This window comes from Ulvibacterium marinum (genome assembly GCF_003626755.1).
Taxonomy (GTDB): Bacteria; Bacteroidota; Bacteroidia; order Flavobacteriales; family Flavobacteriaceae; genus Ulvibacterium; species Ulvibacterium marinum.
On record NZ_RBCJ01000002.1, the window covers coordinates 692,021 to 718,664 of the forward strand.

The following is a 26,644-nucleotide window of genomic DNA, read 5'->3' on the forward strand; positions in this document are numbered from 1 at the left end:
GGATAGAGCTATCGGTTTGAAAACTTAAAATCCCCATTACTTCAATCGAATATCGGATACCGATGCGCCTGATGGTATCATAGGAAACACATTATCTTCCTTTTCCACCCTAACCTCCAAGAAATATGGATTTTTTGAAGCCATCATTTCCTGGACGGCCGCTTTTAAATCCTTACGCTCCGTAACACGTTTGGCTTCTATGTGATATCCTTCCGCAATCTTTACAAAATCCGGATTGGTCATTACGGTAGAAGCATATCTGCTTTCAAAAAATAACTCCTGCCATTGCCGAACCATACCCAAATGGTCATTGTTGAGTACTACGATCTTAACAGGAATGTTATGCTGAAAGATGACTCCTAACTCTTGAATCGTCATTTGATATCCCCCATCACCGATAATGGCTACTACCTCTCTGTCCATGGCACCCATTTTGGCACCTATGGCAGCAGGCAATGCAAAGCCCATAGTTCCTAATCCACCTGAGGTAATATTGCTCTTGCTATGCTTAAATTTAGCATATCTGCAAGCCACCATCTGATGTTGGCCTACATCCGTAACCATTACGGCCTCATGTCCTGAGGCCAAATTGATTTCCTCAATCACCTCTCCCATGGTAAGACCAGGTTTGGTCGGATGTAAATCCTTTTCGATTACCTGAGCGAATTCCTCCTCATATTTCTTATCAAATTCCTTGTGCCATTTCTCGTGGGAGTTCTCATTGATAAGGGGAAGTATGAGTTCCAAGGTTGTCTTGGCATCTCCAAGTACTGCTACATCCACAGGGACATTCTTATTGATTTCAGCGGGATCTATCTCAAAATGGATGATCTTTGCTTGTTTGGCATAGGTATCCAAGCTACCCGTTACCCGATCATCAAACCGCATTCCAATGGCAATGAGAAGGTCGCATTCATTGGTCAATACATTGGGACCATAATTGCCGTGCATTCCAACCATTCCCACATTCAAGGGATGATCGGTGGGTATAGCGGATTCGCCCATAATGGTCCATGCAGCAGGAATCCCAGCTTTTTCAATAAATGCCTTTAAGGCTTTCTCGGCCTTTCCCAAGATTACACCTTGACCCCAAACTATATAAGGTTTTTTTGCCCCATTGACCAATTCTGCTGCCGCCTCAATGGCCTTTGTACTTGGTTGGGGTACGGGTTTATAACTGCGTACTCCCGTGCATTTTTCATACGTAAACTCAAATTCCTCAAATTGGGCATTCTTCGTAATATCGATAAGTACCGGGCCAGGACGACCTGACTTGGCGATATAAAATGCCTTGGCCATCACTTCAGGAATCTCCGCGGCCTTTGTAATCTGATGGTTCCATTTAGTGACAGGTGTTGAAATTCCTATGATATCTGTTTCCTGAAAGGCATCCGATCCCAATAGGTGTCTTGGCACTTGCCCCGTAATACATACTATGGGTGTTGAGTCTATTTGTGCATCGGCCAGGCCGGTAACCAAATTTGTCGCTCCCGGACCGGACGTGGCCATAGCCACCCCTACTTTTCCAGTAACCCTAGCATATCCTTGGGCAGCGTGGGTAGCACCCTGTTCATGCCTCGTTAAAATATGAGTCAACTTGTCCTGAAACTTGTACAACTCATCATAAACGGGCATGATGGCCCCTCCTGGATAACCATAAATCAAATCTACACCTTCGGCCAACAAACAATGGATAATGGCCTCGGCACCGGTAATCTTTATACCCGTTTTTTTCGCGGATCGGTCCTTTTTTAATTTTACTGTTTCCATACAACTATATCTCATCGGTAACACAGCCCTGGGAGGCGGATGATACCGTTTTTGCATATTTATATAAACTACCTCTTTTTACTTTTAGTTCGGGTTGCTTCCAATGGGCACGTCTTTGCTGCAGTTCTTCATCGGATAGGTCTACTGAAATTATGTTCTTCTCGGCATCTATAGTCACCATATCGCCATCTTTCAACAAGGCTATGTTTCCACCCTCCTGTGCCTCAGGGGAAACATGGCCCACCACAAATCCGTGGGTTCCTCCGGAAAAACGCCCATCGGTAATCAAAGCCACTTCTTTTCCTAATCCCGATCCCATAATGGCGGCGGTCGGCTTTAGCATTTCCGGCATTCCAGGACCCCCTTTTGGACCTTCGTACCGAATAACAACAACATCGCCCTTTGTAACGCGACCAGCACCTATACCGGCATTGGCATCGAACTCGCTTTCAAAAACTCTGGCCGGACCCGTAAAGTGCAATCCCTCCTTGCCCGTTATCTTGGCCACGGCACCGTCCTTCGCCAGGTTTCCATATAAAATCCTTAAATGCCCCGTTTCCTTTATAGGACTATCCAAAGGTTTTACGATTTGCTGCCCTTCTGTTAAGCTAGGGACATTGGCCAAGTTTTCGGCCACAGTTTTTCCGGTTATGGTCATACAATCGCCATGTAACATTCCATTTTCCAACATAAACTTCATAACCGCCGGGGTCCCTCCTACACGATGTACGTCTTCCATAAGATAGCGCCCACTGGGTTTTAAATCGGCCAAAAAAGGTGTACTGTCACTGATGCGTTGAAAATCTTCTAGGGTGAAATCTACATTGGCCGCCTTTGCAATTGCCAGAAAATGCAAAACCGCATTTGTAGAACCTCCCAGCACAGTAACCAAACGAATGGCATTTTCGAAAGATTTTTTAGTGATGATATCACTAGGTTTAATATCATTTTCTAATAGGTTCTGTATAGCTCTACCCGATTCAAAACTGTCCTTTTTCTTCATATCTCCCGTGGCAGGGTTCGATGAGTTGTAAGGCATAGCCATACCCAAAGCTTCAATTCCCGATGCCATGGTATTGGCAGTATACATGCCACCGCAAGCACCGGCTCCTGGACAGGCATTTTGGATTACTCCTTTATAATCTTCTTCATTTACCGTGCCCGCCACTTTTTCGCCCCATGCCTCAAAGGCGGATACAATGTCCAGCTTTTTATCTTTAAAACAACCGGATGCAATGGTACCCCCATAAACCAATACGGAAGGTCTATTTAACCTGATCATGGCCATAAGTGCTCCGGGCATATTCTTGTCACAACCCACAACAGTAACCAACCCATCATAGTTCATGGCCTGTACCACGGTTTCCATCGAATCTGCTATGATATCCCTTGAGGGTAGGGAATATCGCATGCCGGAAGTACCCATTGAGATTCCATCACTTACACCAATGGTATTGAAGATAAGGCCTATTGAACCGCCTTCCTGAATACCTTCCTTGGCGTCCTGTGCCAAATCGTTAAGATGCATATTGCATGGATTGCCCTCATATCCCGTACTTGCTACCCCGATAAATGGTTTCTTTAAATCTTCCTCGGTAAGCCCAATGGCATAGAGCATAGCCTGTGCTCCTGGTTGGGTATCATTTTGAGTAATGGTCTTACTGTATTTATTTAATTCCATTGGACTATTGCGATTTATTCGGTTTGGTATTTTTTGACAATCAAAGATAAATCTTTCCTCTGCCGTATTTTTTTAACAAAAAAGAATGATCTAAATCCAATTGCTATAATATTAATTTATAACACTAATAATCAGATGAATAGCTGCTTAATCTATATCATATTCAATAGAAAGAATACGGTTTGCCATCCACAACTAAAAGTTCCTAATCAAAGAAAAAGCCTGTATCAAATTATATTCGATACAGGCTTTCCATTAAACAATGTAAATCCGTATCATCCACCTAAGCAGACGACAAGTAGTACGTTGTTTATATTAGGATTTTTATCCATGCCTCAATATTACATAAAAAATAGATTGTGACAAAACTTGCCTTTAGTTTTCTAGAATAGGAAACAAAACTTTTAAACTAATCTAAATGAGATAATGTCGCCAAATTTCTTTTGGGCCAAAATGGAAATGGCCTTGTCGGAAAGTTGAAATATTCTAGGGTATCCCCCCGTGGTCTGGCCATCTTTCATCAATATCATAATCTTGCCGGACGGAGTAAGCTGAACCGTTCCAGGTAAGGTCGCTGACGTTAACATACTAACCTTATGTCCTACAATATGTTCCACTAGCTGATAGGCCATACGATCATTTTCGTTGGCAATAGTAAAATTTTGAAAAAACAAGACTTCCAATCGCCTATCGTCCAAAAGTCCATACTCAGGGCCCTTGGAAACAGTTAGCACCTTGCTATCTAAAAAGGAATCAACCTTTAATTCATCGATCTTAGGAGAAAACACTTCACAGCTTTCGTAAGCAATGGTCTGGTTATCCTCCAAATGGCTCCTAGGGGTTACTGGTGCATACATAGAACGACTTCCTAATATTACATCCGTCTTAAAACCATTTTTTATGGCCAGATAACTTCGGAAGCCCTTTTCCAATTTACCAAAGGACAAGATGTCGCCAGGAGAAACTTTATATACTTTAAAGTTTTCAATATAATCATTATTCAAGGCAACGGAATGTTTCGCACCACCGATACATATAAAAGTAGGGTTATCAAATTCCAAGATAGGGCCGGTCATTGTAATTTCCATTACGGCGGAATCAATAGTGTTCTCCAAAAGCTGGTTGACCTTATGGGCGGAAGCTGTATCCATAAAACCGGCAACGGGCACCCCCTTGTTCAAGTATCCAAATCGACCCGCATCTTGAATTGTGGTAAACAAACCGGATTTTAATACCTTAAGCATTCCACATGGTTTTTTCCAATTTATAAATGCCCACTTCAGCCTCAATTTTGTGCAAATCGTATTCCGCCCTGGTAATGGAGTAAAACTGTACCTTATCCCCTACGCTGACAAAGCACGGGTCTTCCTTTTTAGGGTCGAACATTGGCACGGAACAACTTCCAATTATGTTCCAACCCCCTGGGGACTCCTGCGGATAAATTCCCGTTTGTTTCCCGGCTAGACCAACCGAACCTTTCCTTACCCTTAATCGAGGTTCTGCCCTTCTGGGCAGCTCCAAAGACGGGGGCAATCCACCTAAATACATAAATCCGGGCAAAAACCCTATTCCATATACCGTGTAGATATGATTTGTGTGCAGGTTTACGACTTCCTCTACGCTCTTTTCCAATCTTTCAGAAACACTTTTTAAATCTATGCCCAATTCCAAATCATAACAGACAGGTAGTCTCCAAATAAACCTTTGAGGCAAGGAAGCTTCTTCCAATTGAGTGTACCAGGCCTTTAGTTGTTCACTAAATTCCGTAAAGTTAATCGGTGCTTTTCTGTAAATTAGGGTCAACGAGTTGTACGCCGGTATCATCTCCCAGTCGTCTTCGCCAAGATGGTTTGTTCTAAGGTAGTTTTCAAATTGTAGGATATTTTCCAGTACGGCCTCGTTCACTTCATTGGGCCATTCGATTAATAGGGCATGTACGCCAAAAGGTCGTATGGAGATTGAGTAGTGGGTCACTTTTTTAGTTGGATATTCTGGTTTGGTAATTCCTCGGAAAGATACGATACTATTTGTAAAGCAAAAGGGTTGTCGCCATGAATACATACGGTATCTGCCAAAATATTGACCGAATTTCCATTAGCGGTTTTTACTTTTTTGTTCTTTACAACTGAAATCACTTGTTGCAGTACCTCTTTGGGATCTTTGATAACGGCTCTGGGTGAATCTCGGGAAACCAAACTTAAGTCTTTATGGTATCTCCGATCTCCAAAAGCTTCATACATTACTGAAAACCCTTGATTTATAGCTTCTTTGGCCATGACTGAAGCATAGGGCACATATATGGGTGTTTTAGATTTGTATATTTCCAATGATGCCAACACGGTTTGGGCCAGGTTGCTATTCTTTGCCACATCATTATATAGTGCACCATGTAGCTTTACATGGTGTAAATCCAATTTTTCCATTTTTAAGATAGCCGTCAAACTTTTTATCTGTTCTTGGATACTTTCAATCAATAGATTATTAGAAATATCCATAGAAATCCTTCCAAAATTCTTTTTATCCGGATAAGAAGGATGCGCTCCGATTTTCACTTCAAACTGCCTAGCCAACCGGACGATTTCTGCCATAGTTTGCCTATTTCCCGCATGTCCGCCACAGGCAATATTGCAAGAGGAGATAAAAGGGAACAATTCTTCCTCGTTTCCCATGCTCTCTCCAACATCACAATTAATATCAATTTTATCCATCTAAAAAATATCAAAGACTTTTAAAATGCTTTTCACTCCTAGAAGAATTGCGAGGAAAATGATGAATACTCCTAAAACGTTCTGTAGTGTTTTGTTCCGGTACCTTCCCATTAGGGCGGACCTGTTCACCGCCCATAACAGGAAAACAGCTGTAAACGGCAATAAAATACCATTGGCTATCTGTGCGAACTTAATGATTTCAATAGGTCTTATGCCAAAAGACATGAACAATACGCCCAGAATCAAAATGATCACCCAAACCGATCTGAATCTATAATCCTTCATTCCGGCCTTCCATCCAAAACAACTATCCGCCACATAAGCAGCTGCCAAAGGAGCAGTCATAGCAGAAGTAATCCCGGCGGCGAATAATCCAACACCCATGCAATACCGCGCTGCATTCCCATACAGGGGCTCCAGACCTTTGGCCAGATCTAAGACCCCGGAAACCGACTTTTCAGGGATAGCCGCAGCGCCAATAATTATAGCCATGGATACAAGTCCACCCAGTACTAGGGAAAAAAAAGTATCCCACCGGGCCCATTTTAGATCTTCCTTTGTTTTCCATTTTTCACCGACCAAGGAAGCATGAAGAAAAAGATTGTAGGGTACCACGGTAGTTCCCACAAGCGCAACAACGGTAAGAATACTATCTTGGGGCAAAGCGGGAATAAAGATTCCCTGCAATATCGCTTTGAAATCGGGCTTGGTAATCAAAGTAGTAATCAGGAAGGAAAAGCTCATGATAAGAACCAATGAAACAAATACTTTCTCCAAAGCCTTGTAATTACCCAGATACAATAAAAGGAATACGAACAACCCAACAATGAAAGGATAATATTCCATGTCTTTGGAGCCAAAAATGGCTTCAAGCCCTAAAGCGCCACCACCTATATTACCCCCTTCGTATGCTGCATTGCCCACAACTATGGCCATAAGTATAATCCCGATAATCAAATTCCGCAAAAAGGGAGACTTGATCTGTGAGCGTATCACTTCAGCAAGGCCCTTTTGGGTTATGATTCCAAGGCGCGCGGACATTTCCTGTAGGATTATAGTAGCTATAATGGATAACACCATAGCCCATAGCAAGGCATAGCCAAATTCCACTCCGGCCAAAGTACTCGCTGTAATTGTGCCTGGCCCTATAAAAGCCGCCGCAATCAAAACCCCGGGACCTACTTTTTTAAACATATTTCAGCAATACCATGGTTTTATAAATATAAGGGGTAATGGTTTAACCCAATTGAGACAAAGGAAAGAATTTCACAACAGTTTTAACATTTTTTAATGCCGTTCATCTAAAAAAACGCAGTTCGTCTAAAAACGAGGTGTCATACATCGATGTTATATACTATTCCCAAAAATAGGCGGTTATTAATATCACAAATCGAATTGTTCCGATTGTTATCGGTACAGAAAATTGACCTACTTAAATGACATGTTTAGAATGTAATAAGGATCTGGGCTATCTGGACCACAGAAATTCCATGGAGTCTTTAGGCGTGGAACTGTGCTCCCAGCACAAGGCTCGTATGGAAGATCTGATGAAAAAGAAAGGAACACCATTGGAGGCCATTCAACTGTATTATGGCCTTAAGAAAGCAGGTGTTGCAGCTATGTTGGAATGGTGGGACGGTAAAAAATCAATAGATATTGCCATTTCAAGGGTCAAGTTGAATATTGAGATAGATGCGGAATACCACATGATGACCCATGAACAGGCCATAAATGATCTGGAAGAAACCATGCACTCCTTTAGAAACGGTTTTACCACAATCCGTATACCTCATGTCCTGGTCCGACATTATTTGAAAGAGACCGTAAACAACATCATTGGAATTATGGAGGGTTTAAAAGCAAATGTTAAAGTAATATAATTTAAAGCCAAATTTCATGTCAGTATCCCACAAAGTTTTGAAAATGCCCATAAGGGTGTCCATTGCCATCCTACTTATAGGTATGTTGGCCCAAGTATTACAGTGGCCCTATGCATCTGAAATTATGCTTATTGCTTTTGGGGCACTCGGTATTTTATATATGATACGTTTTTGGAAAAAAACAGAAAAAAGGTTCATTGATTACGTTAAATTGATATTAGTAGTTTTTTGGACAACTAACGGAATTTTTAGAATATTAGACTTTTCATACACTATAGTATTCCAGGTAATCATAGCGGTTTCCTTTCTTACTTGGTTTGTTATGGAGGGGACTGCCTACTTCCTGGATGAGGATAGAAAAGCGAAAAACAGTTTATCCCAAATCCTGTGGAACTGCGCCATGGTTTTGGGCACCTTGGCCATTATATGCGGTAGCCTATTGAAAATACTGAATTGGGATTATGCTATACCCCTATTTGCGGGTGGCATTGCTATTGTCGGCGCCTATATCCTTAAAGATATATTTCCCTTGAAGTCCTTAAAAAATGAGGACGGGAACCACGAGGAGTTTCAATTGTAAATAGGTATTTTTAATCATATACCTTCTTTCCTTTTCAAAAGGTTTTCCGATCTTGTCGGGCTCTACCTTTGATGCCCAAATCTTCATTTATTATTTGTATCTTATTTCTCATAAGAACAGTTTATGAGAAATCTCGACCGAAGAAACTGGTTGAAAACTATTGGATTATCCGGCGGCTTTGCATTGTTTAGCGGATTGGAAAGCTGGGCCGTTGATTTTCCCAATAGGCCTTTTCCAGTGGATGGTCCAATACGTCTCAATGCCAACGAAAACCCTTATGGGCCATCCAATCGGGTACGTGAAACGATTACCTCGTCACTGGGTGAAGCCTGCCGTTATCCTTTTAGGGCGTTGTCCGGTCTTGTAAATGGTATAGCAAAAAAAGAAGGGGTTACCAGAGACCATGTTGTGGTGACAGGTGGTTCCACAGAAGGTTTAAGGGCGGCTGGGCTTACCTATGGCATTGGTAATGGAGAAATTATAGCGGCCGACCCTACTTTTCATGTTATGATGCAATATGCGGAGACTTTTGGTGCTCGCATACATCGTGTTCCCGTAAATGACAAAATGGTCCATGATCTGGATACCATGGCCGAAAAGGTGAACCAAAAAACCAAATTGATTTTTATCTGCAATCCCAACAATCCAACAGGCACCATTGTCGAAAGAAATAAACTTGTGGATTTTTGTACTTCGTTCGATACGAGGATAACACTGTTCGTAGATGAGGCCTATTACGATTTTATTACCCAAGCCGACTATCCTTCTATGATCGATTTGGTTAAAAAAGGGCGAAATGTAATTGTATCCAAGACTTTTTCCAAGGCCTATGGCCTTGCCGGGCTTAGGGTGGGTTACCTTATTGCCAGACCGGATATTGCCACTAAATTAAAAGCAAGTATAATGGCCAATACCAATATTTTGGCCATAGAAGCTGCCAAGGAGGCGTTAAAGGATGATGATTTTTATAAGTTTAGCTTGCTTAAAACAGAGGAGGCCAAAAGACATATCTATGACACATTGAATGATTTGGAGCTTCGATATATTCCCTCCCATACCAATTTTGTCTTTTTTAGAACGGGTCGTCCAATTCAAAGTCTTATTTCTGCAATGCAAAAAGAAAATGTATTGATCGGCAGGCCATTCCCGCCTTTTCTGGAATGGGCTCGCATAAGTACCGGAACTTTAGCAGAAACGGAGTCCTTTGGTAGGGCCCTAAAAAAGGTTATGATCTAGCAAGCACCTCAATCGTACGCATTTCAACGATGTTTTCCTACCATTTATCCGAATAAGTTTGTTTTGGGTTCGTGGCAAAATAGGTCATTCATCGATATTACGGCCTTTTACCGAATATTCCTTCTTTACATGGAGCTCATTGTGCATTTCACTTTTACTATTGTTTCTTTACTCAAATCCCAAATCCAATGGACAAGAAAACTGCTTCAACGTATTTAGTCTATGCTTTTTGTACTTTCTGCATCCTTTGGGCATTCTTTGTACTTTTCTTAAAGCTATCCTAACCCTGCTTATTCCAGCTTAATTGCATATAGGTTTTCAGAACTACCTAAAGGTTTTCCCATTTCAACTAGTGATTGCTAAAAAACTTCTTACAATTCTGATTTTTTAAGTATCCTTTTGTCAGCAATTGATTTTTTCAAATTCTTGTCGTACTTTTTAGTCCAAATCAAGAAAAATGGAAAAGCAACGACGGGAATTTCTACAAAAAACAGGTATGCTGGCCGCTGCAACGGCACTAGCTCCCAATATACTGGTATCTTCCACAAGGTCACAAAACAAAAAACTAGGTGTAGCCTTGGTAGGTCTAGGGTATTATAGTACCGATATTCTTGCACCTGCACTGCAATTGACCCAACATTGTGAACTTAAAGGGATTGTTACCGGAAGTCCGGAAAAAATTCCGGTATGGCAAGAGAAATATGGCATCCACGATAAAAATGTCTATTCCTATGAGAACTTTGATGACATCGCCAATAATTCGGATATAGATATCATTTATGTAGTACTGCCCCCTTCTATGCACGCGGAATACACGATACGAGCCGCAAATGCCGGTAAACAGGTTTGGTGTGAAAAACCCATGGCACCCTCCGTTGCCGAATGTGAGGCTATGATCAAGGCCTGTAAAGACAATAGAGTAAAGTTATCTATAGGATATAGGTGCCAGCATGATCCGAACATTCAGGCTTATATGAAGGCGGCCAAGGAAAAACCCTTTGGGCCTGTAAAAATGGTTACTTCTGCAGCAGGATACTTTGATGGACGGTCTAATCACTGGAAGCAAAAAAAGGCTATGGGCGGGGGTGTAATGGGTGATATGGGGGTGTACGCTATTCAAGGAGCTCGACTCGCGACGGGAGAAGAACCTGTTTCCGTTCTGGCCCAGACCTTTACCACACGACCCGAAATATACCATGAAGTGGAGGAAACTGCTATGTTCCAGTTGGAGTTTCCCAGTGGGGCGCGAGCTGCGTGTCATACCAGCTACGGTATCCGCATGAATCACTTGAACATTACCTATGACAAAGGGTGGGTTAAAATGGAGCCTCATTCCTCTTATAGTGGAAACAAAGGTTCAATGTCCAACGGAACTCAAATAAATTTTCCTTTGGAAAATCAGCAAGCCAAACAAATGGACGACGATGCCCTTGCCATTAGGAACAATTCGGCCTTGATTGTTCCTGGCGAAGAGGGACTACGTGATATTCGTGTTGTTGAAGCAGTCTATAAATCGGCGGCAAAAGATTGTCTGGTAAAGATGTAAAGATTAGGATTATACTATCATTTAGGGCGATTTTTGAGTTCAAAGCATTGTTTGAACGAATGAATTTTTGGCGTTTTAATGAGATTATTGTCTACAAGCTTTTCGTTTTTACAATACAAAGATTTTTTTTTCGTTAATTCTATAGTAAAAAAACCCAATTTTAAGGAATTGTACTTGTGAATTCTTCCCATAAATACTTCAGCGTTACTTGGAACACATGGACTCTGGTGTTCGGCCTTAGCCTACTACTTATGTTAAACGCCTTTGCAAATGATGGTTTTCCGGCTTCCCATAAACTAGATTGGCCTAATATGGCGAAAACCGCCATAAAAATCACCTATCCCAATAGCAATACGATTTGGACCACAGCGGACACCGTAAAATTGAAATGGAATACAAGGAACATTCCCGGAAATAAAACCATAAAATTCTATTTGTCCAAGGACGACATGGTAGTACAAGAACTTGGTATTTTCGAAAATTTGCAGTACGCCGATGGAATTCCACTGCATAGGGGCTTGCCCGCAGGAGACAACTATCGGGTTATCGGTATTGAACTTTTTCCTGATGACAAATATAGTATCGCCAAATATGCCACGCCATTTTTCACCATTAACAAGGCTTCTCGACCTGCAAAAAAGGTAGCCCAAAAACCAGCTGAAAAACCAGTTGTCCGTAATACTTTTGAGGGTCGAAAGCTTACCTATGTAAAAGAATTGACCGTAAAGGGGAAAGAGATACGAATCAATCTATGGGACCATGGACGAAAGGATGGTGACATTGTTTCCATCTACCTCAACGGGGTTGCGGTAGTTTCTGAATATTATCTGGAATACCGAAAGAAAACCTTTGAGGTGCAATTGGATGCCAGCAAGCCCAACGATCTCTTTCTTTATGCTCATAATTTGGGTAAATTCCCACCTAATACGGTTTCTATTGAAATAGTGGATGGAGCGGATTCCGAAAATATTGTTCTCAATTCGGATTTAAAAAGTTGTGAAGCCGTTTTGATCAATGTGGAAAAGTAGGCCAGTTATTCAAAATATGACTTGATTTTAGGTCCGCATTTTCATAGGTTCTTCAAAATAATAGCACAAATCATTGATAAAGTATTGATTTACAGATATTTTAATCAAAATTAAACGTATTGCCAGTAGAGCATTTAGGGTTCGATTTTAACAAAATAGGGGTTAAAATAGCACAAAACCTATGAATTTTTGTTAAGTAAGGGGTCGAGACAATTTGTGAACTTTGTCGGAGATTATTAACCCTTTATCGATCCACTATGAAAAATTCTACAACCCACAGCCGCATCTTAGGATGCATTTTACTCTTCTTATGTTGTTCATTATCCGCTCAACATTCCAACAAATCCAATTCTAACGTTCTAGACCTTTATAGTACCTATAAGCAGCTGGACAGCTATCTAGAAATGAAAAAAATGGGATATGATGACCAAGCGATTTTTGAAGACTTGGGAAACGCCAATTTTTTGGCCGAGAACTATGAGAATGCCGTTTTTTGGTACACCAAACTAAAGGATGTTAGTAAAAATGGCGCACTTAAAACGAGTTATCAGAAAAGGTACGAGCATGCACTCGTGAAGACCTCTGGAATTGCAACATCAGATCAGTCGGATAATGACGACTGGGTAGCTGATGTTAAGGCAGACTATCAATTGGAGGACGAATCGACCAACAAATATTGGGATTTTGAATTCGGTCCGAACGGAGAGCTTATTACAAGTGCAGAAAAGCCTATGGATCATAGCCTTGAGGCCTTGTTGGACAATGCAACAAGCGATTCAAATACCTACAAAGCGCCCGTGGCCTTAACGGCCAATGGCACCGTCGCTTATTTCACCAAAGCCGTTTTAATAAAGCCGGAGTATGGTATTTTCTCCAAAAAAGAAAGTGTACAGAAAATATTTAAGGCAGAGAAAATAAATGGTCAATGGAAAAACATAAAGGAAGTCGCTTTATGTCCCAAGCATTATTCCGCGACGCATCCCACTATTTCAGAGGATGGCAAACGTTTATTTTTTGCCTCAAATATGCCAGGAACCTATGGGAAATATGATATTTACGTTTCCACCATACGCGAAGACGGCACATTCGGAGTTGCCAAAAACCTAGGGGAAAAAGTAAATTCCAAAAAGAACGACCTGTATCCTAGCTTGGCAGCCGACAACACCTTGTTCTTTGCCTCCGATGGACGAAACGGTTATGGTGGCCTAGATTTACATATGGCCCAAGTAGGTAGCAAAAAAGTCGATTGGTCCGTGAACCTGGGTAGCGATATCAATAGTAAGGAAGATGATTTTTCCCTGGTTCTTCCAACTCGGGACCGACAAGGCTATGTAGTATCCAATCGCGGAAGGGACAAGGACAATGTACAACGAATCGCTTTTACGTTGGATAGTAAAAAATACAGATCGCATCTAAAAAGTGAGAATGATATTCTTGAGGCACTGTATAGCGAAAACAACATCGACTACTCCTCCACTGTTTTTGAAGACGAGTAAGAAACAAATTTTAACCTCTGCTATCCCCTATTGTATATCGCGTTCAACGAGAATACCAATACCAGGACAAATCTATAAGATATATAGGGGATAGTAATTAAGCAATTGGATTTCAAGGGTCCACTACCCAAACTCCAACTGTAGTAATCAAAGAAGGTATATCGGAACCTTATCCGATAGCACAACCATAATATTAGTCAAGATGAGCCGTATAATTAATTTGACAAATAAAATAGGTCTTCTGATTCTATTTTCCACAGTAATACAAATTCAAGCTGCCTACGGCCAGGAGGAAGAATCCACTTTGAGCTCCAGCAGCACTTATCATAACCAATTGTTTTTTAATAGATTTCTAATCAATCCTACATTTTCATTGGTGAGGGAAAACAAATCCTATATAAACTTGTTACATAGAAATCAATACGCCACTTTTGAGGATAACAGCCAAAACTACTTTCTTGGTTTTAGCAACAAGTTGAATGAGAATACCGCTTTGGGCATCAGTGCATATACCCAATGGCTAGGTGTGGTACAAGAGTTCGGTTTTAATGCCAACTATGCTACCTCGGTACGATTGAGCCCTTCGAGTAGACTTAGTTTTGGTACTAATATTACGTATTTTAACAAAGGTCTAGATCAGAATCGCATTGTTGCAACGGAATCGGATGAAAGGATCAACGGGTCCAGAAAAGAGAGTAATCTGGCCATTCAGCCTGGAATCACACTCTCCTTAGGTAAGTTCGATTTTGGTCTGTATGCCACAGATTTATTACGCTACAATCAGACTACCAATACTTTTTTAACTAGTCTTAACGATAAGAGTCTTAAGGCTTCCCTACAATACACACATTCATTTGATGCAACACGTGGACTGTTTGAGGATGCCCGTTTAATGCCACTGGCACAATTGGGCAAAAACCCCGATGGTAGCTTGGCCTACGTGGGTTCCATATTACTTGATCTGCCGAACTATGGCTGGTTGCAGACCAACTATGATAACACCTACGGATTGGCAATGGGGTTCGGGGTAAATCTGAACAAAAAAATGTCCATAGGCTATTTGGTGGAAAAAGATATTACCACGCAAGACACGGATTTGGGCTGGAATCATGAAGTATCCTTGGCTTACACCTTTCAAGATCGTACCACCAGTCTTGGCGGTTTGGTAGATGCTTCCGAAGACCATAAGATAGACGGCATTGTTAGAAACTATGAAGAGCAGATCTTAAAATTGATCGAGGAGAACAAAAAATTGGCTCAAAGGAATACCCAGGATTTAACGAATCAGGTTTCAAAGAGAAATAAGTTAGCCAAGAAAGATAAGATCAAGTCACAAACCAAGGAAGAGGGAAACACAGATTCCGAAGAGGAGTATACGGGCTCCTTGGCCTACGAAAACCGATTGATCTTGGATGAACTCATCCTTAGGCAAGATTCCATTGAGAACGCACGTACCGCGGCATTCGAGAAACGGTTCGAGACTATGGTGCGCTTGTTACGAAATGATGTAAAAAATAGTATAAAGGCCCTTTCACCGGAACCTAACAGTCCAGTACATACACAACTGGCTTCGACAACAAAGACTGAGAATCCGGTCAAGAAGAGTTTGAAAAACAAGGAAATAGTACGTCCTGTTAAAAACAAGATTACAAGAAATTACAATGATCCCATTGCCGTATTGGAAAATACAAAACGTAAGGATTTTGAAGAGCTGCCCATCAAGGTATTGGATCAATCCGATGTAGTAGGCGTAAAATCCGGTTATTATGTAATAGCCAATGTTTATAAGAACAAAAAATACTTAAACGCTTTTATGAAACGTTTAAAAGACCAAGGCTTGGACGCTAGGCATTTTTACAATAAGGAAAATGGACTGCATTATGTGTATTTGGCCGATTTCAATTTCAAGGATGAGGCAAGAACGGCCTTTGTATCCGATCTAGATGGAAAATACCAGGATGAGAAATGGATAATGGAGGTAGCCGATAACAATTCTGCCATAGTTTACAATTCATATTCGGAGTGAAATAAAGAGATTCAAAAAAATTATGATTAGTGGGTCCTAGTTTTTGTGGTTGGAAACTGGGTAAAAAAATAGCGGGGACATGCCCCGCTATTTTCTATTTGGGCCCACCAAATTTTTATCTCCTTTAGCACAATATATAGATCAAACCTACCGTTTGCATTATATAACAATACGTAACCCCCGAATTATGATTTCCTTACCCAATTTTATGATCTTGCCCAGAGGCTGGTCCCAGCCAAATGCAATAGGATCGTTTTTAATGTAACTACTCTACATTTACAAACCAATCGGTCGGTTCCTCGACGAACTGCACGAAAAAGCCCATAAAGTGTGTATTTGAACGAAAATACGCACATCATGTATGTTTTTTTTAATTTTTTTATCTAGGTTTAGAATCAGATAAAAGCATAAAAAACTATTGTCTAACCCAAATCCCACTAAATGAAAACACCACTACATTTTAGGTTCAACCAAAAAAGTAGCGTTGGCCATGACCCAAAATCAAGGGCATATCCTAAAGTCTTTATAAAGGATGGACCGGCGCCGATTTGTAATCCCATTTGGATGTTTTAAGTACAGCTTAACTCACAAAGCACATTGATTCTTTTAGTGCAAAAGGGAAACTATTTCATTTAGGCTTCGTGCCTTAAAAAAGTAAAAGTCCGCACCACAAGGTTCTATAGCATGCCTTGTTCATGGACGTTACCCATAATTCGTATGGATTATAGGGTCATATCTACTTGTGCTATAGTATTATACCATTAAATATGATGTTACCAAGATTTTCAACCACAATTTCCCCACAACCACGGCTGCCCATAGCTTTAACAAAATTCACGGGTACGCCACAAAACCCAAATCAGTATGAACCAGGACCCACTAAAAATTGTTATTATAGACCATGAACGATTATTTCACAACACCTATGAAACCTACTTTGACTCGTTTCTGGAATATGCGTTAAAGGGCGTCTACCCCACCATAAAAGATGCCCTATGCGCATATGATCACGTATTTCCAGATGTTATTTTTTCAGAAATAGCATTACCGGACCGTTGTGGAATTGAAAGTATTCCGCTATTTAGGGAAAAGGACCCCGATGTCAAAATTATCATGTTGAGTTCCAGTAATGATTTTGAGCTTATCAAAAAAGCATTTAAGTTTGGGGCCAATGGCTATGTTACCAAACCATTAAATGAAAGAAGTCTATTTAATTCCCTGGACGCCGTAGAGCGTGAAGGTGCAACTTTAAGCAGTGACATTGCCAAAATGATTATTTCTATTTTCCAAAGAAAATCAAGGCAGTATTTCTCGGAACGGGAAAACCAGGTCATCGATTACCTTTGCCAAGGTGCCACATACAAGACCATTGCGGAAAAACTATTCGTTACGACCAGTGCGGTAAATTTCCACATACAGAACATCTACCTAAAACTGGATGTCAATTCCAAATCGGAAGCGCTTTCCAAATTGCAGGAGTTGGAGTATGCATAAAAAAGACAAGTGAAAATGCAAATCTCAATATTCAAATTTAAATTGGGGTAAATTGTAGCTACCTCCTTGGAATATGAATTCTGAAATTTGGGCTTTGGCGTCTTCGTTATATTTACCGGGGGCCTTTAAGTTTATGGTACTTCCTTGAAGCTGTGGTTTTGGATTCGTTTTAGTTTATCAAAGCCTTTACCTTCTGTACGGTTCCCAGACTAACATCGCATAACCTGCTTGTATTTCTCATGGTATGGCCTTCCCTTAATCGCCTAATGACATGACTGTACTTGGCTAAAATCTCTTCTTTGGATTTCTTGGAACCTTTGGTTCTACCTTTATAGACGCCCTTGGCCCTTGCCAGTTCAATACCTGCCCTTTGGCGTTCCTGTAGGTTCCTACGCTCCATTTCCGCAATGTTGGTCAATACTTTGATTATAAGTTTAAAGGTGGGATTGGGCTTTCCAACAACTAGGGATTCCAGGCCAAGGTCATCCACTTTTAGGATAATCCCGTTGTTGTCAAAATGCCGTAAGGTAGATAGGATATCCATTAGGTTGCGCCCTAACCTATCGATAGCACGGACGCTGACATAGGTAATGTTTTTGTCCTCCAAGAGTTCCTTTCCCCTGGGTCGCTTATGAAATGGAACCGAACCGCTACAGATGTCTAGATACAGCTTTTCATGGCAGTACTTATTGTGCAACCCATGTTCCATTTGCTGGTCCGGGGCATCGATACGGATATACCTTGCATTCATAGAAATTGCTTTTCCAATCCCCAAATATCGTTATAAAAATAGAGGGGGTACTTCTAATACAGTTCTATGGCCCATATTTTCGATTTACGGAAAGCTATACTGTAGGAAGCGGGAAGTAAAATATTTATTTTCTCGTACTTCGTATTTCTACTCTCGTATTTTATGGGAATTCAAAAATCAAATTCCACGTATATGGTTCAAGTTTCGGGTTTCGGGTTTCGGGTTTCGGGTTTCGGGTTTCGGGTTTCGGGTTTCGGGTTTCGGGTTTAAGTTGTTTTATTTTTTACTACTTCATATTTTTAGTTTCGCATTTCCCAATGATGTTTATTTGTAGGAAGTTACTCCAAAATCCACTCTATTAAATCATCCGTATCTACAATCGACCAACTATGTGGATGTCTCTTGCCATTTGCACGAAAGCCTTTATTTTCGGTTTGAACCAATTGAACATTATTCCAATTTTCACTCTTTAATATCTCAAAAGTTTTTTGAAGCATATAAGCATTAGTGCTTTCAAAATCGGTTTGTCTATTTTCTTTCCACCATAAAGTATCAGGTTCTGTATAAAATCGTAATTTCTTGTTTTTCAGATTTTTAATGTTTGTAGTATTTCTTGTCTGCAACGTTATGGGGGAAACTTTCTGAATATTTGTAAGTAAGGTGTCACTTCTGCCAAACTCTTCTTCAAAATACCGAATTATGAATTTTGGTTCCGAGAGTCGTTCTTCCGAAAAATCCTTTCTTAAAATATCTTTTTGAGAGCTTTGATAGAGGGCGTAGAGATCAATAGGTGAATCAACGACAAAAACCCCATTGGGTTCGATTGAAGAATTCGATTTGGACAAATAGTTAGCTATTGTAATTGCAACAGTTCCGCCAATAGATATTCCTCCAATGAAAATCTTCTCTGTATTTAGATCATTCTGCTCTATTATTGTCTTGATGTCCGCACTAAGTTTTTCTGAATCCTCCTCGTTTATCCATAAGTGGCGATTAAAGTTCATCAAAAGCACAGAAAAACTGTTGCCCGTGGCGTTTTCAACAATATTAAAATTTTCCTTGGTCTCTTTTGAGGTGGCTCCTCCTCCTGGAAAAACGATTAACAACACCCTAGAGTCATTGGACTTTATAAGTTCATAAGTGTCCGCAATAATCGTTTTATTATGTCCTTTTTCTGTATTGAAATCCTTATTTTTTTCTTTACAGCCAAAGAATAAAACAATAGCTAAAATGTAGGTTCTTTTCATTAGTACAACGGATGTTTCAAAATGTGACAAGAGTTTGACCAATTTTAGTGCGGGAGTGAGTAAATCGACAATTTTAAAACCACTCACTTTAAATTGAGCCCATGTTATTTGCTTTTTTCCCATTCTTCTTTGAGAATACTGTAAATGTAAGTTCCTTTACTTTCTCCATAAGATTGAATGTTGTAATTTCTTAAAAGCCCCTCTTTAATGGCACCAATCTTTTTTATTGCTTTTTGCGATTTAAGATTGTTTATATCTATTTTAAACTCTACTCTTCTTAAATTAAGAACATCAAAACAATAATCTAGAAGAAGTCCTTTGCAAATTGCATTGATACCTGTTCCCTGAAATTTTTCACCAATCCACGTCCATCCTATTTCTAACCTTTTGTTGGGAAAACTAATATTTCCCAACATAGTTAATCCTATTGGATTATGGTTTTCCTTGCCAAGAATGATTAAAGGGTATAGGTCTTTTTCTTTTTTTGAATTTAGACAGAAGTTAAAATAATCTATTAAATCATTTCTGTTTTTTATTCTTGCCCCAAATTCGCCTAATTCTTTATTATAGCTTATAGATTCTATTTTGTCAATATCATTAATGGATAAAGGACGTAGTAAAATCGAATCGTTTTCAAGGATCAATTCAGAGGAGAAAAATTTTTCTATGTTCATTTTCACAATTGTATATAAACCTGGTCATGTATATGTAAAATACATCTTTATATCTCCGAATTGACATGAAACCGATGAAAGTTGCAATTTTCATTTTCAGTTGAGTGACCAAATCAATATAACTGATACCCTTTCTTCACGGGCCAGCCAGATTTCCATTGCCTTTACATAACGCTTCATTGTAAACTGTCTTTATTTTTATGATCACATTATGAAATTTACTATTGTCTAAATGTAGGAAATTTAGTAGATTGGAAATCCAAAAAAATTACCCATGTCACTTGACTTTGCGCCCAAACAGGAAAGGAAGAACAGACTACATAAACTTGTGCTCTTGGGACTGGTGCAACCAGACGGGAAAGGAGATTGGGAACTTACTGATGAAGGGCATGAAATTATTGGTGGAAAGATCCGGTAACCATAAAACTCCATGGAATAAACTTATAGCTTTCCCCTATAAGATTTCAATAATCTAAGAAACTTAGCATTTACGAAATTAATAGTTCGCATAACCTCCATATCCCTGCAGATGAGTGAAGTTCAAGTATGTTGACCAACCCATCTTAATTCACGGTGATATGGTATCTGCCTTCCGAATCTGAATTTCTGATTTTCGTAGAAAGGGTAATTTGAGCATCACTTCCATTCTTGGGGTTAAAGCTCATACCTTGACCCCCTACACCTGTTTCTGAATTTGCCAAGAAGAATTGACCATTGCTTTCAAGTGGGATTCCAACTCTCATTTTATATGTCCCACTACTAAAATTAGCGACGCCAAGTAATTTTGTGTTAGCCGATTCTTCGAAACCAGTAACATGTAGGTCGCCTGTTTCTATAATTATTTCATCCGCTCCAAAGCGCAAAGGGGTAGAACTGTCACCATCCGCCTCAAACAATGAAAATCCAAAAAATGTTGCATCGGCTCTCGTCATTTTATAAATATCAACACCCCTTTCAAAAAAGGCATCAGTCTGCATTGTCGGAACGTTAATATTGAACCATAAATAATCTCCTTGCCCAAAAACGGATCGATCGTCATCAACAAAAACCACATTTTCATTTCTAATCTCGAACAAATTAAGTTCATCGGAATCTTCACAACTTATTGAGTTAAAACATAAAATCACTAATAATAATCGAATAGGTTTCATAGCAGTGTATTTATTAATTCCCAAAATGAAATGGCCACAATTATTGTATCGTATTACTAAAGACAGTAAGTCTAGTATAAATGTAAAGTGGGTGATATAGAACTACTATGACTTTTGTCACTTGGGACAGAATGGGGGGTATGATTTAAAATAATTCTCTGTTGTTCCCCCTTCTCTTGTACTTAGGTACCTTATGATCATTGATTTAGCCTCAAGTTCCCATCAGTTAGCAACCTACAATGAGAGGTTGTGGACTTAGGAATACGTTAGAATCAAATGCAAACTCAATTACAAGTTCAAGTACCAAGTTCGAATGTTAATAGGTAAATGGGAAGCGGCGAACTGTAAATATTCTTATTTTTCGTATTTCGTACCTCACATCTCGTTTTTCACACTTCTGACTCTGTATTTCGCACTTCTAATTCCATGTTTAGTACTTCTAACTTTGTATGTTCATATTTTTAAGGAATTTCTACAATATTCCAAAAAACAGCTTTAACCTTAAGAGTATCAGATAGGTTTGAAGTTGCTCAATAACCATGAAACCTTTCCATATGGCTATAATTTCTACTTTCATGACCAGAATCTTGTATATTTTGCTTCTATTTAGAACATCCTTATTGAATAATAAGTCATCAATTTTCATTTCGACCCCCGAGAACTGGAAGTAAAAAATAGAGAATTTCCTTTCTATAGCACTAAACGTTTTAAAGTTTTGACACCAAGTTAATCGTTTAAAAAATTACGGAGTCGTATGTCTGAAAATTTGATAATTAATTTTACACCTACAGGAATGATTCCTACCAAGGAGATGACGGAACATGTTCCAGTAAGTGTTTCTGAAATTGTAGAAGATGTCCATAGTGCCAATGAAATGGGCATTACAATGGTTCATTTGCATGCTAGGGAACCTAAGACCGGAGTGCCTACTTATAAGAAAGAATTATATGCTCAAATTATTGAAGGTATCCGTCGTTATGCTCCTGAGTTGGTAATCTGTGTCTCACTAAGTGGCAGAACATTCAGCAAACTGGAACAGCGTGCCGACCCCTTGTTCTTAAAGGATTCGTTAAAACCGGATATGGGGAGTTTAACCTTAAGCTCTTTAAATTTCAATACCATAGCCAGTACCAACTCGCCAAAAATGATTCAAGACCTGGCCTACACCATGAGAGAAAATGGAATTGTGCCCGAACTTGAAGTATTTGATGTCGGAATGGTCAATTATGCCAAATATCTTGAGAAAAAGGAATTGATAAAGCCACCGTATTATTTTAATCTATTATTGGGAAATATTGCGTGCGCCCAAGCTGATTTATTACATGCCGGACTCATGATAAAGGACCTGCCGCAGAATTCTTTATGGAGCCTAGCCGGAATAGGAAACGCCCAACTAGTGATGAATTCGTTGTCCATTGCCATTGAAGGTGGTGTAAGAGTGGGGTTGGAAGATAATATTTGGTATGATAATAACAGGACAAAATTAGCTACAAATTCCGATTTATTAAAAAGAATACATACCATTGCCAAAGCGCATTCCAGAAAGATTATGACCTCATTGGAATTTAGAAAAAAAATGAACTTGAACGAAGGTAATGGTGTCTATGGCCTCAAAGTTTAAATCTCACGTATTGTGTCATGCCCATAACTAAAAACTCAAACTCCTCCAGTATATATAGGTTTTGGAATGTTATTCGCCACGGGCTATTCCTTCACGGAATAACAAATCGGTTGGCGCGCATCGGTATTGAAATTGTCCCGTATTATTGGGTAAGGGAAGGAGTATCTGGATACAATGCCCCAAAGATAAAAGGTGATTCGTCCGGTTATAGCGTCAAATATTTGGATTTAGAAGAGGTTGAGCAAATATGTCGTAATATGCCTGGTCTTGATAAACAGGAAATGTTAAATGGTATGGCAAAAGGGCAGCTATGTATGGGGTTAATGCACCATAAAAAATGTGCGGCCTTTATGTTTGTTGAATTGAACGACTTTGTTTTTAAGAAGAAGGCGTTTAAACTCGCGAATAATGAAGCCTACCTCCTAAACATGTGGACCTTTAATACTTTTCGTGGAAGGAATTTGGCCCCTTATTTAAGATATCAATGCTACTTGTTATTGGCAGAAATGGGTCGTAGCTCTACGTTTAGCATTACTGCATATTTTAACAAATCCTCAATAAGGTTTAAGGAAAAACTTCATGCGCAAAACCTTTGGTTATGTCTGCACATTGGGTTTTTCAAAAAGTTACATTGGAATTTCATGCTTAAAAGGTATTCCAAGTAGGAATCTCATGGTATTAGCAAATTACATCCCGATTGATTTGAAGTCAAAGTTTAAGTGTAAACTCAAGTACAAGTGTCAAGTTCAAATGTTAAGTGGTAAGAAGTGTCGATTGTTAGGTGCTTGGTCTTCGGGTTTCGGGTTTCGGGTCAAAGTTGTTTTATTTTCCCCTACTTCATACTTCTAATCCCGTATTCCGTACTTCTAGTTTTGTACTTCCGATTTCGAGTTTGTCATTTGAGATTTCTTTACGACCTAGACCTTACATTCCTATCGGTAATGTAGTTCATGTTCCAGCTGATCCGGAGGGTTGGGAACTGACCACTGACTGCTTCGGAGGTGTTTCGCCCGTGTGGGTCCGAATGACCTCTCGAACGATACTGTAAAGGTCAGTAATCACGCGCTGAGCTATTCTGGATTGGTTATTCAGCAGTACGCAAATACCCAAATCTTCCTCAGGAAAGACCGCTATTTCATTACGGAAGCGGTTAACACTTCCCCCGTGGTGCCAGATAGTATTTTCGACCTCTGGGTTACCGGATCGATAGGTGTGGATTCTCCAGCCAAAACCATAGTACGAGGCCATATGTCCAGGCCAGCGTTGATAGTACTTCTGTCTCCCGGGTATCTCAACAAATGGCGTAAAGGCTTCTTGTAGGGCTTGGCGTTTCATTACATCGGGACGGTGACCGAGCAAAAACTGCATCCATTTGGCCATATCCTCAGCGTTTGAATTGATGCCCCCGGCAGCAACGGCATTAAAGTAGGAGTCGGTTAACTTGCCGGATTTCCACCCACGCCTTGCTTTAACATGTGGTTTGGCTTTATTCTCTATCTTCTTGAGCGCATCAAAGTCCATGGTGGTCGCGCACATTTCAAGTGGTTTGAAAAAACGTTCTTCCAAGGACGTGGTAATCTCCTGCCCGGTAACTTTCTTCATCATTTCCCCGGAAAGCGCAAATAACGCATTTTGATAACTATACATTTCCCCAGGCTTGCTTATGGGCTGTACATCGGCAAATCGACCTGCGATTTTCTCCATAGATAGCCCGGCCTCCACCAGATTTGTGTAGCTGTGATAAGGTGCCCCCGAGGTATGCGATAATAAATGGGCCAGGGTGATACTTTCCGTATTCTCGCGATCTCCCAGCTCAAATTCAGGAATGTAATCCCTGACCTTATCTTCCCAGGTCAATTTTCCTTCATCTTTTAGATATGAAGCAAGCACTCCTGTAAATCCCTTTGAAAGCGAACCCAATCGGAAGACCGTTTGGCCGTCTACCTTTTGGCCTGTAAGGCTATTTTTTATTCCGAACCCATCCGCCAACAGCACCTGTTTCCCTTGCACAATACTGACACCGGCACCCACAACTTCCTCGGAGGCTATGGCCTTGCTAAAATAGGAGTCAACAGCTTGCTGCAGGGCAATTTGTAGTTCTTTATCCAAAACGTTACTGTTCTGTCTTAGTGATGTATAGGTGACTTCATCGAAGGTTTCTATTGAAGAATGTGTGGCTGAAATGGAATCATTGCTGCATAAAGTCAGCACAAATAGGAAAAGTAATAAAATCACCAAACCGGCGAAGACTTTAAATCGATACATATACAAAAATGGTATTCGTCCGGATTCGGAATGACACAGGACGTTTGAATAGTAAACCCATTAATTCGTTGATTATTATATATTCCGGTACTTTTATCAAGAACAACCTAAAATTAAAGAAAATCTATTTAAGTAATACACATATATTTTTTCCAACTCCAGACAAAATGGGTTTATGAAATGTGTAAACCTGCTAATTAGGTGATTTTAATCTAATATCATAAAGGTTAATGGATAAAATCTTAGCCCCTTAAAACCTGAATTTCTGGGTCGAATAAAAGAGACCACAAACAGGACGCACATAGTCTAGGTCTATTAATACATTAAAAGTATGTCTTAAAATGGCCGTTTTTAGGACTTACCGAATTTCCCACTGGGATAGTTTCAATGCAGTATTCATTGATTGGCTCTTATTGAAGATTCCCGTATATTCAAACTACCATTTAATATAATGGTATTTGACGACATAGTTTCCTTTTTAATCACTTTCATCAACATTTCAGCAGCAGATTTGCCCATTTCATAGGTGGGTTGTTTCACGCTACTCAATTTTGGAGAGACCAAATCCGCTATTTTGGTCTCTGTGAATCCTACTACACCTATGTCATTCGGAACCTCAATTTGGTTTTGCCTCAAAACGGAAATTGTGCTCAGGGCGACAAGGTCATTAACACACATGAATGCTTCAGGCAAATCCTTATTATCTATAAGTTCTTGAACCCTTGCCATGGCGTTCTCAGGTAATATACCTGTTTCTATGACTTTGTAATCGTCTTTTGAAAAACCATGTTTTGCTAAAGCCTTAATGAATCCTTGGGTGCGGTCTTTTGTTATTCCTAAATCATTGCTTCCTGATAAATGGTATATTTTTTTATACCCCTGATAAATAAGATGTTCCGTTGCAAAAAAACCCCATTTTGTATTGTTGAAGAGCACTTTATTGGCAGGAAAACTTTGTTCAATACGATTTAAAAATACAATGGGATACCCCTTGTTTATCTCATCAAGATAGTAATCCATGTTTTTACTTTTGACAGACGGGCATATGATTAATCCATCCATCATATTATGAATTAAAGTTTTGACGTTTTTTAACTCTCTTTCATGCTTGTTGTCAGACTGCATTATCAAAACTTGATAACCGAGTGAAGTCAAAATATCTTGGATACCTCGAATCACTTCAGAGTAGTATTCATTTATAAATTCCGGCACTACAACTCCAATATTGAAAGTCTTTTTTTGGGTTAATTTCTGAGCAATGGGATTCGGATAATAACCCATTTCCTGTGCTGTTCTTAAGATACGCTCCCTTGTTTCTTTTTTAATATCATATGAATTATTAAAGGCTCGTGAAACGGATGAAATAGAGACGTTTAATCTTTTAGCAACATCTTTTATAGTAACACTTTTCATTTATCAGCCTTTGAATTAAAAATAGTGAATTATTAATAAGGTTTGAAAGTAGGATACATGAGTTTTCGGAAACGTTT

The 26,644-nt window shown here is 39.7% G+C and carries 23 protein-coding genes; 11 read left to right on the top strand and 12 right to left on the bottom strand.

Annotated features, from left to right (window positions below):
• Positions 1-36 precede the first annotated feature (36 nt).
• From ilvB to D7Z94_RS10230, 6 genes are all read right to left on the bottom strand, one after another.
• Positions 37-1,770, bottom strand: coding sequence for a biosynthetic-type acetolactate synthase large subunit (ilvB, locus tag D7Z94_RS10205; RefSeq protein ID WP_120711457.1), 1,734 nt, complete (start codon positions 1,768-1,770; stop codon positions 37-39).
• 4 nt (positions 1,771-1,774) lie between these two features.
• Positions 1,775-3,451 carry a dihydroxy-acid dehydratase gene (ilvD, locus tag D7Z94_RS10210; protein WP_120711458.1) on the bottom strand — a complete coding sequence of 559 codons (1,677 nt, stop codon included), beginning with the start codon at positions 3,449-3,451 and terminating at the stop codon, positions 1,775-1,777.
• A gap of 404 nt (positions 3,452-3,855) precedes the next feature.
• Positions 3,856-4,695 (bottom strand): 5-oxoprolinase subunit C family protein, encoded by an 840-nt coding sequence (locus tag D7Z94_RS10215; RefSeq protein WP_120711459.1) that lies wholly within the window; start codon positions 4,693-4,695, stop codon positions 3,856-3,858.
• A complete protein-coding gene (pxpB, locus tag D7Z94_RS10220; RefSeq protein ID WP_120711460.1) occupies positions 4,688-5,425 on the bottom strand; it encodes a 5-oxoprolinase subunit PxpB in 738 nt (245 codons plus the stop codon). Before pxpB ends, D7Z94_RS10215 begins: the two co-directional genes overlap by 8 nt.
• Complete coding sequence (pxpA, locus tag D7Z94_RS10225; RefSeq protein WP_120711461.1) at positions 5,422-6,159, bottom strand: 5-oxoprolinase subunit PxpA; 738 nt, start codon at positions 6,157-6,159, stop codon at positions 5,422-5,424. Before pxpA ends, pxpB begins: the two co-directional genes overlap by 4 nt.
• Entirely contained in the window at positions 6,160-7,353 is a 1,194-nt protein-coding gene (locus D7Z94_RS10230; protein ID WP_120711462.1) for an Nramp family divalent metal transporter, read from the bottom strand.
• Positions 7,354-7,595: 242 nt separating this feature from the next.
• Here D7Z94_RS10230 and D7Z94_RS10235 point away from each other — a divergent pair, with 242 nt between their 5' ends.
• The 8 genes from D7Z94_RS10235 to D7Z94_RS10275 all read left to right on the top strand — a co-directional run bounded on the left by D7Z94_RS10235 (position 7,596) and on the right by D7Z94_RS10275 (position 17,445).
• Positions 7,596-8,039, top strand: a complete 444-nt coding sequence (locus tag D7Z94_RS10235; RefSeq protein ID WP_120711463.1) for a hypothetical protein — start codon at positions 7,596-7,598, stop codon at positions 8,037-8,039.
• Positions 8,040-8,055: 16 nt separating this feature from the next.
• A complete protein-coding gene (locus D7Z94_RS10240; protein WP_120711464.1) occupies positions 8,056-8,619 on the top strand; it encodes a hypothetical protein in 564 nt (187 codons plus the stop codon).
• Between the two features lie 123 nt (positions 8,620-8,742).
• Positions 8,743-9,855 carry a pyridoxal phosphate-dependent aminotransferase gene (locus D7Z94_RS10245; protein ID WP_120711465.1) on the top strand — a complete coding sequence of 371 codons (1,113 nt, stop codon included), beginning with the start codon at positions 8,743-8,745 and terminating at the stop codon, positions 9,853-9,855.
• A 457-nt stretch (positions 9,856-10,312) separates the two neighbouring features.
• Entirely contained in the window at positions 10,313-11,401 is a 1,089-nt protein-coding gene (locus D7Z94_RS10250) for a Gfo/Idh/MocA family protein (protein ID WP_120711466.1), read from the top strand.
• Between the two features lie 251 nt (positions 11,402-11,652).
• Positions 11,653-12,429 carry a hypothetical protein gene (locus D7Z94_RS10255; protein WP_120711467.1) on the top strand — a complete coding sequence of 259 codons (777 nt, stop codon included), beginning with the start codon at positions 11,653-11,655 and terminating at the stop codon, positions 12,427-12,429.
• A 404-nt stretch (positions 12,430-12,833) separates the two neighbouring features.
• Positions 12,834-13,925 carry a TolB-like translocation protein gene (locus tag D7Z94_RS10260; RefSeq protein ID WP_245967177.1) on the top strand — a complete coding sequence of 364 codons (1,092 nt, stop codon included), beginning with the start codon at positions 12,834-12,836 and terminating at the stop codon, positions 13,923-13,925.
• Between the two features lie 202 nt (positions 13,926-14,127).
• Positions 14,128-15,951 carry a PorP/SprF family type IX secretion system membrane protein gene (locus tag D7Z94_RS10265; protein WP_120711469.1) on the top strand — a complete coding sequence of 608 codons (1,824 nt, stop codon included), beginning with the start codon at positions 14,128-14,130 and terminating at the stop codon, positions 15,949-15,951.
• An 864-nt stretch (positions 15,952-16,815) separates the two neighbouring features.
• Entirely contained in the window at positions 16,816-17,445 is a 630-nt protein-coding gene (locus D7Z94_RS10275) for a response regulator transcription factor (protein ID WP_120711471.1), read from the top strand.
• Between the two features lie 169 nt (positions 17,446-17,614).
• On the opposite strand, the gene D7Z94_RS10280 is transcribed toward D7Z94_RS10275, so the two are convergent.
• The 3 genes from D7Z94_RS10280 to D7Z94_RS10290 form a co-directional block, all read right to left on the bottom strand.
• The gene (locus tag D7Z94_RS10280) at positions 17,615-18,196 is read right to left on the bottom strand and encodes a recombinase family protein (protein WP_120711472.1); all 582 of its coding nucleotides are present in this window, start codon (positions 18,194-18,196) and stop codon (positions 17,615-17,617) included.
• A gap of 338 nt (positions 18,197-18,534) precedes the next feature.
• Positions 18,535-19,566 carry a hypothetical protein gene (locus D7Z94_RS10285; protein WP_120711473.1) on the bottom strand — a complete coding sequence of 344 codons (1,032 nt, stop codon included), beginning with the start codon at positions 19,564-19,566 and terminating at the stop codon, positions 18,535-18,537.
• Complete coding sequence (locus tag D7Z94_RS10290) at positions 19,548-20,117, bottom strand: GNAT family N-acetyltransferase (RefSeq protein WP_120711474.1); 570 nt, start codon at positions 20,115-20,117, stop codon at positions 19,548-19,550. Before D7Z94_RS10290 ends, D7Z94_RS10285 begins: the two co-directional genes overlap by 19 nt.
• A 274-nt stretch (positions 20,118-20,391) precedes the next feature.
• Between D7Z94_RS10290 and D7Z94_RS25640 the strand changes: the two genes are divergently transcribed.
• The gene (locus tag D7Z94_RS25640) at positions 20,392-20,535 is read left to right on the top strand and encodes a hypothetical protein (protein ID WP_158594620.1); all 144 of its coding nucleotides are present in this window, start codon (positions 20,392-20,394) and stop codon (positions 20,533-20,535) included.
• A gap of 145 nt (positions 20,536-20,680) precedes the next feature.
• Here D7Z94_RS25640 and D7Z94_RS10295 read toward each other — a convergent pair whose 3' ends face one another.
• Complete coding sequence (locus tag D7Z94_RS10295) at positions 20,681-21,268, bottom strand: hypothetical protein (protein ID WP_120711475.1); 588 nt, start codon at positions 21,266-21,268, stop codon at positions 20,681-20,683.
• A 754-nt stretch (positions 21,269-22,022) separates the two neighbouring features.
• Here D7Z94_RS10295 and D7Z94_RS10300 point away from each other — a divergent pair.
• Entirely contained in the window at positions 22,023-22,889 is an 867-nt protein-coding gene (locus D7Z94_RS10300; RefSeq protein ID WP_120711476.1) for a BKACE family enzyme, read from the top strand.
• Positions 22,890-22,906: 17 nt separating this feature from the next.
• Positions 22,907-23,554, top strand: coding sequence for a hypothetical protein (locus D7Z94_RS10305; RefSeq protein WP_120711477.1), 648 nt, complete (start codon positions 22,907-22,909; stop codon positions 23,552-23,554).
• Between the two features lie 283 nt (positions 23,555-23,837).
• Here D7Z94_RS10305 and D7Z94_RS10310 read toward each other — a convergent pair whose 3' ends face one another.
• Both D7Z94_RS10310 and D7Z94_RS10315 read right to left on the bottom strand, forming a co-directional pair.
• Positions 23,838-25,154, bottom strand: coding sequence for a serine hydrolase domain-containing protein (locus D7Z94_RS10310; RefSeq protein WP_120711478.1), 1,317 nt, complete (start codon positions 25,152-25,154; stop codon positions 23,838-23,840).
• 396 nt (positions 25,155-25,550) lie between these two features.
• A complete protein-coding gene (locus D7Z94_RS10315; protein WP_120711479.1) occupies positions 25,551-26,567 on the bottom strand; it encodes a LacI family DNA-binding transcriptional regulator in 1,017 nt (338 codons plus the stop codon).
• Positions 26,568-26,644 lie beyond the last annotated feature (77 nt).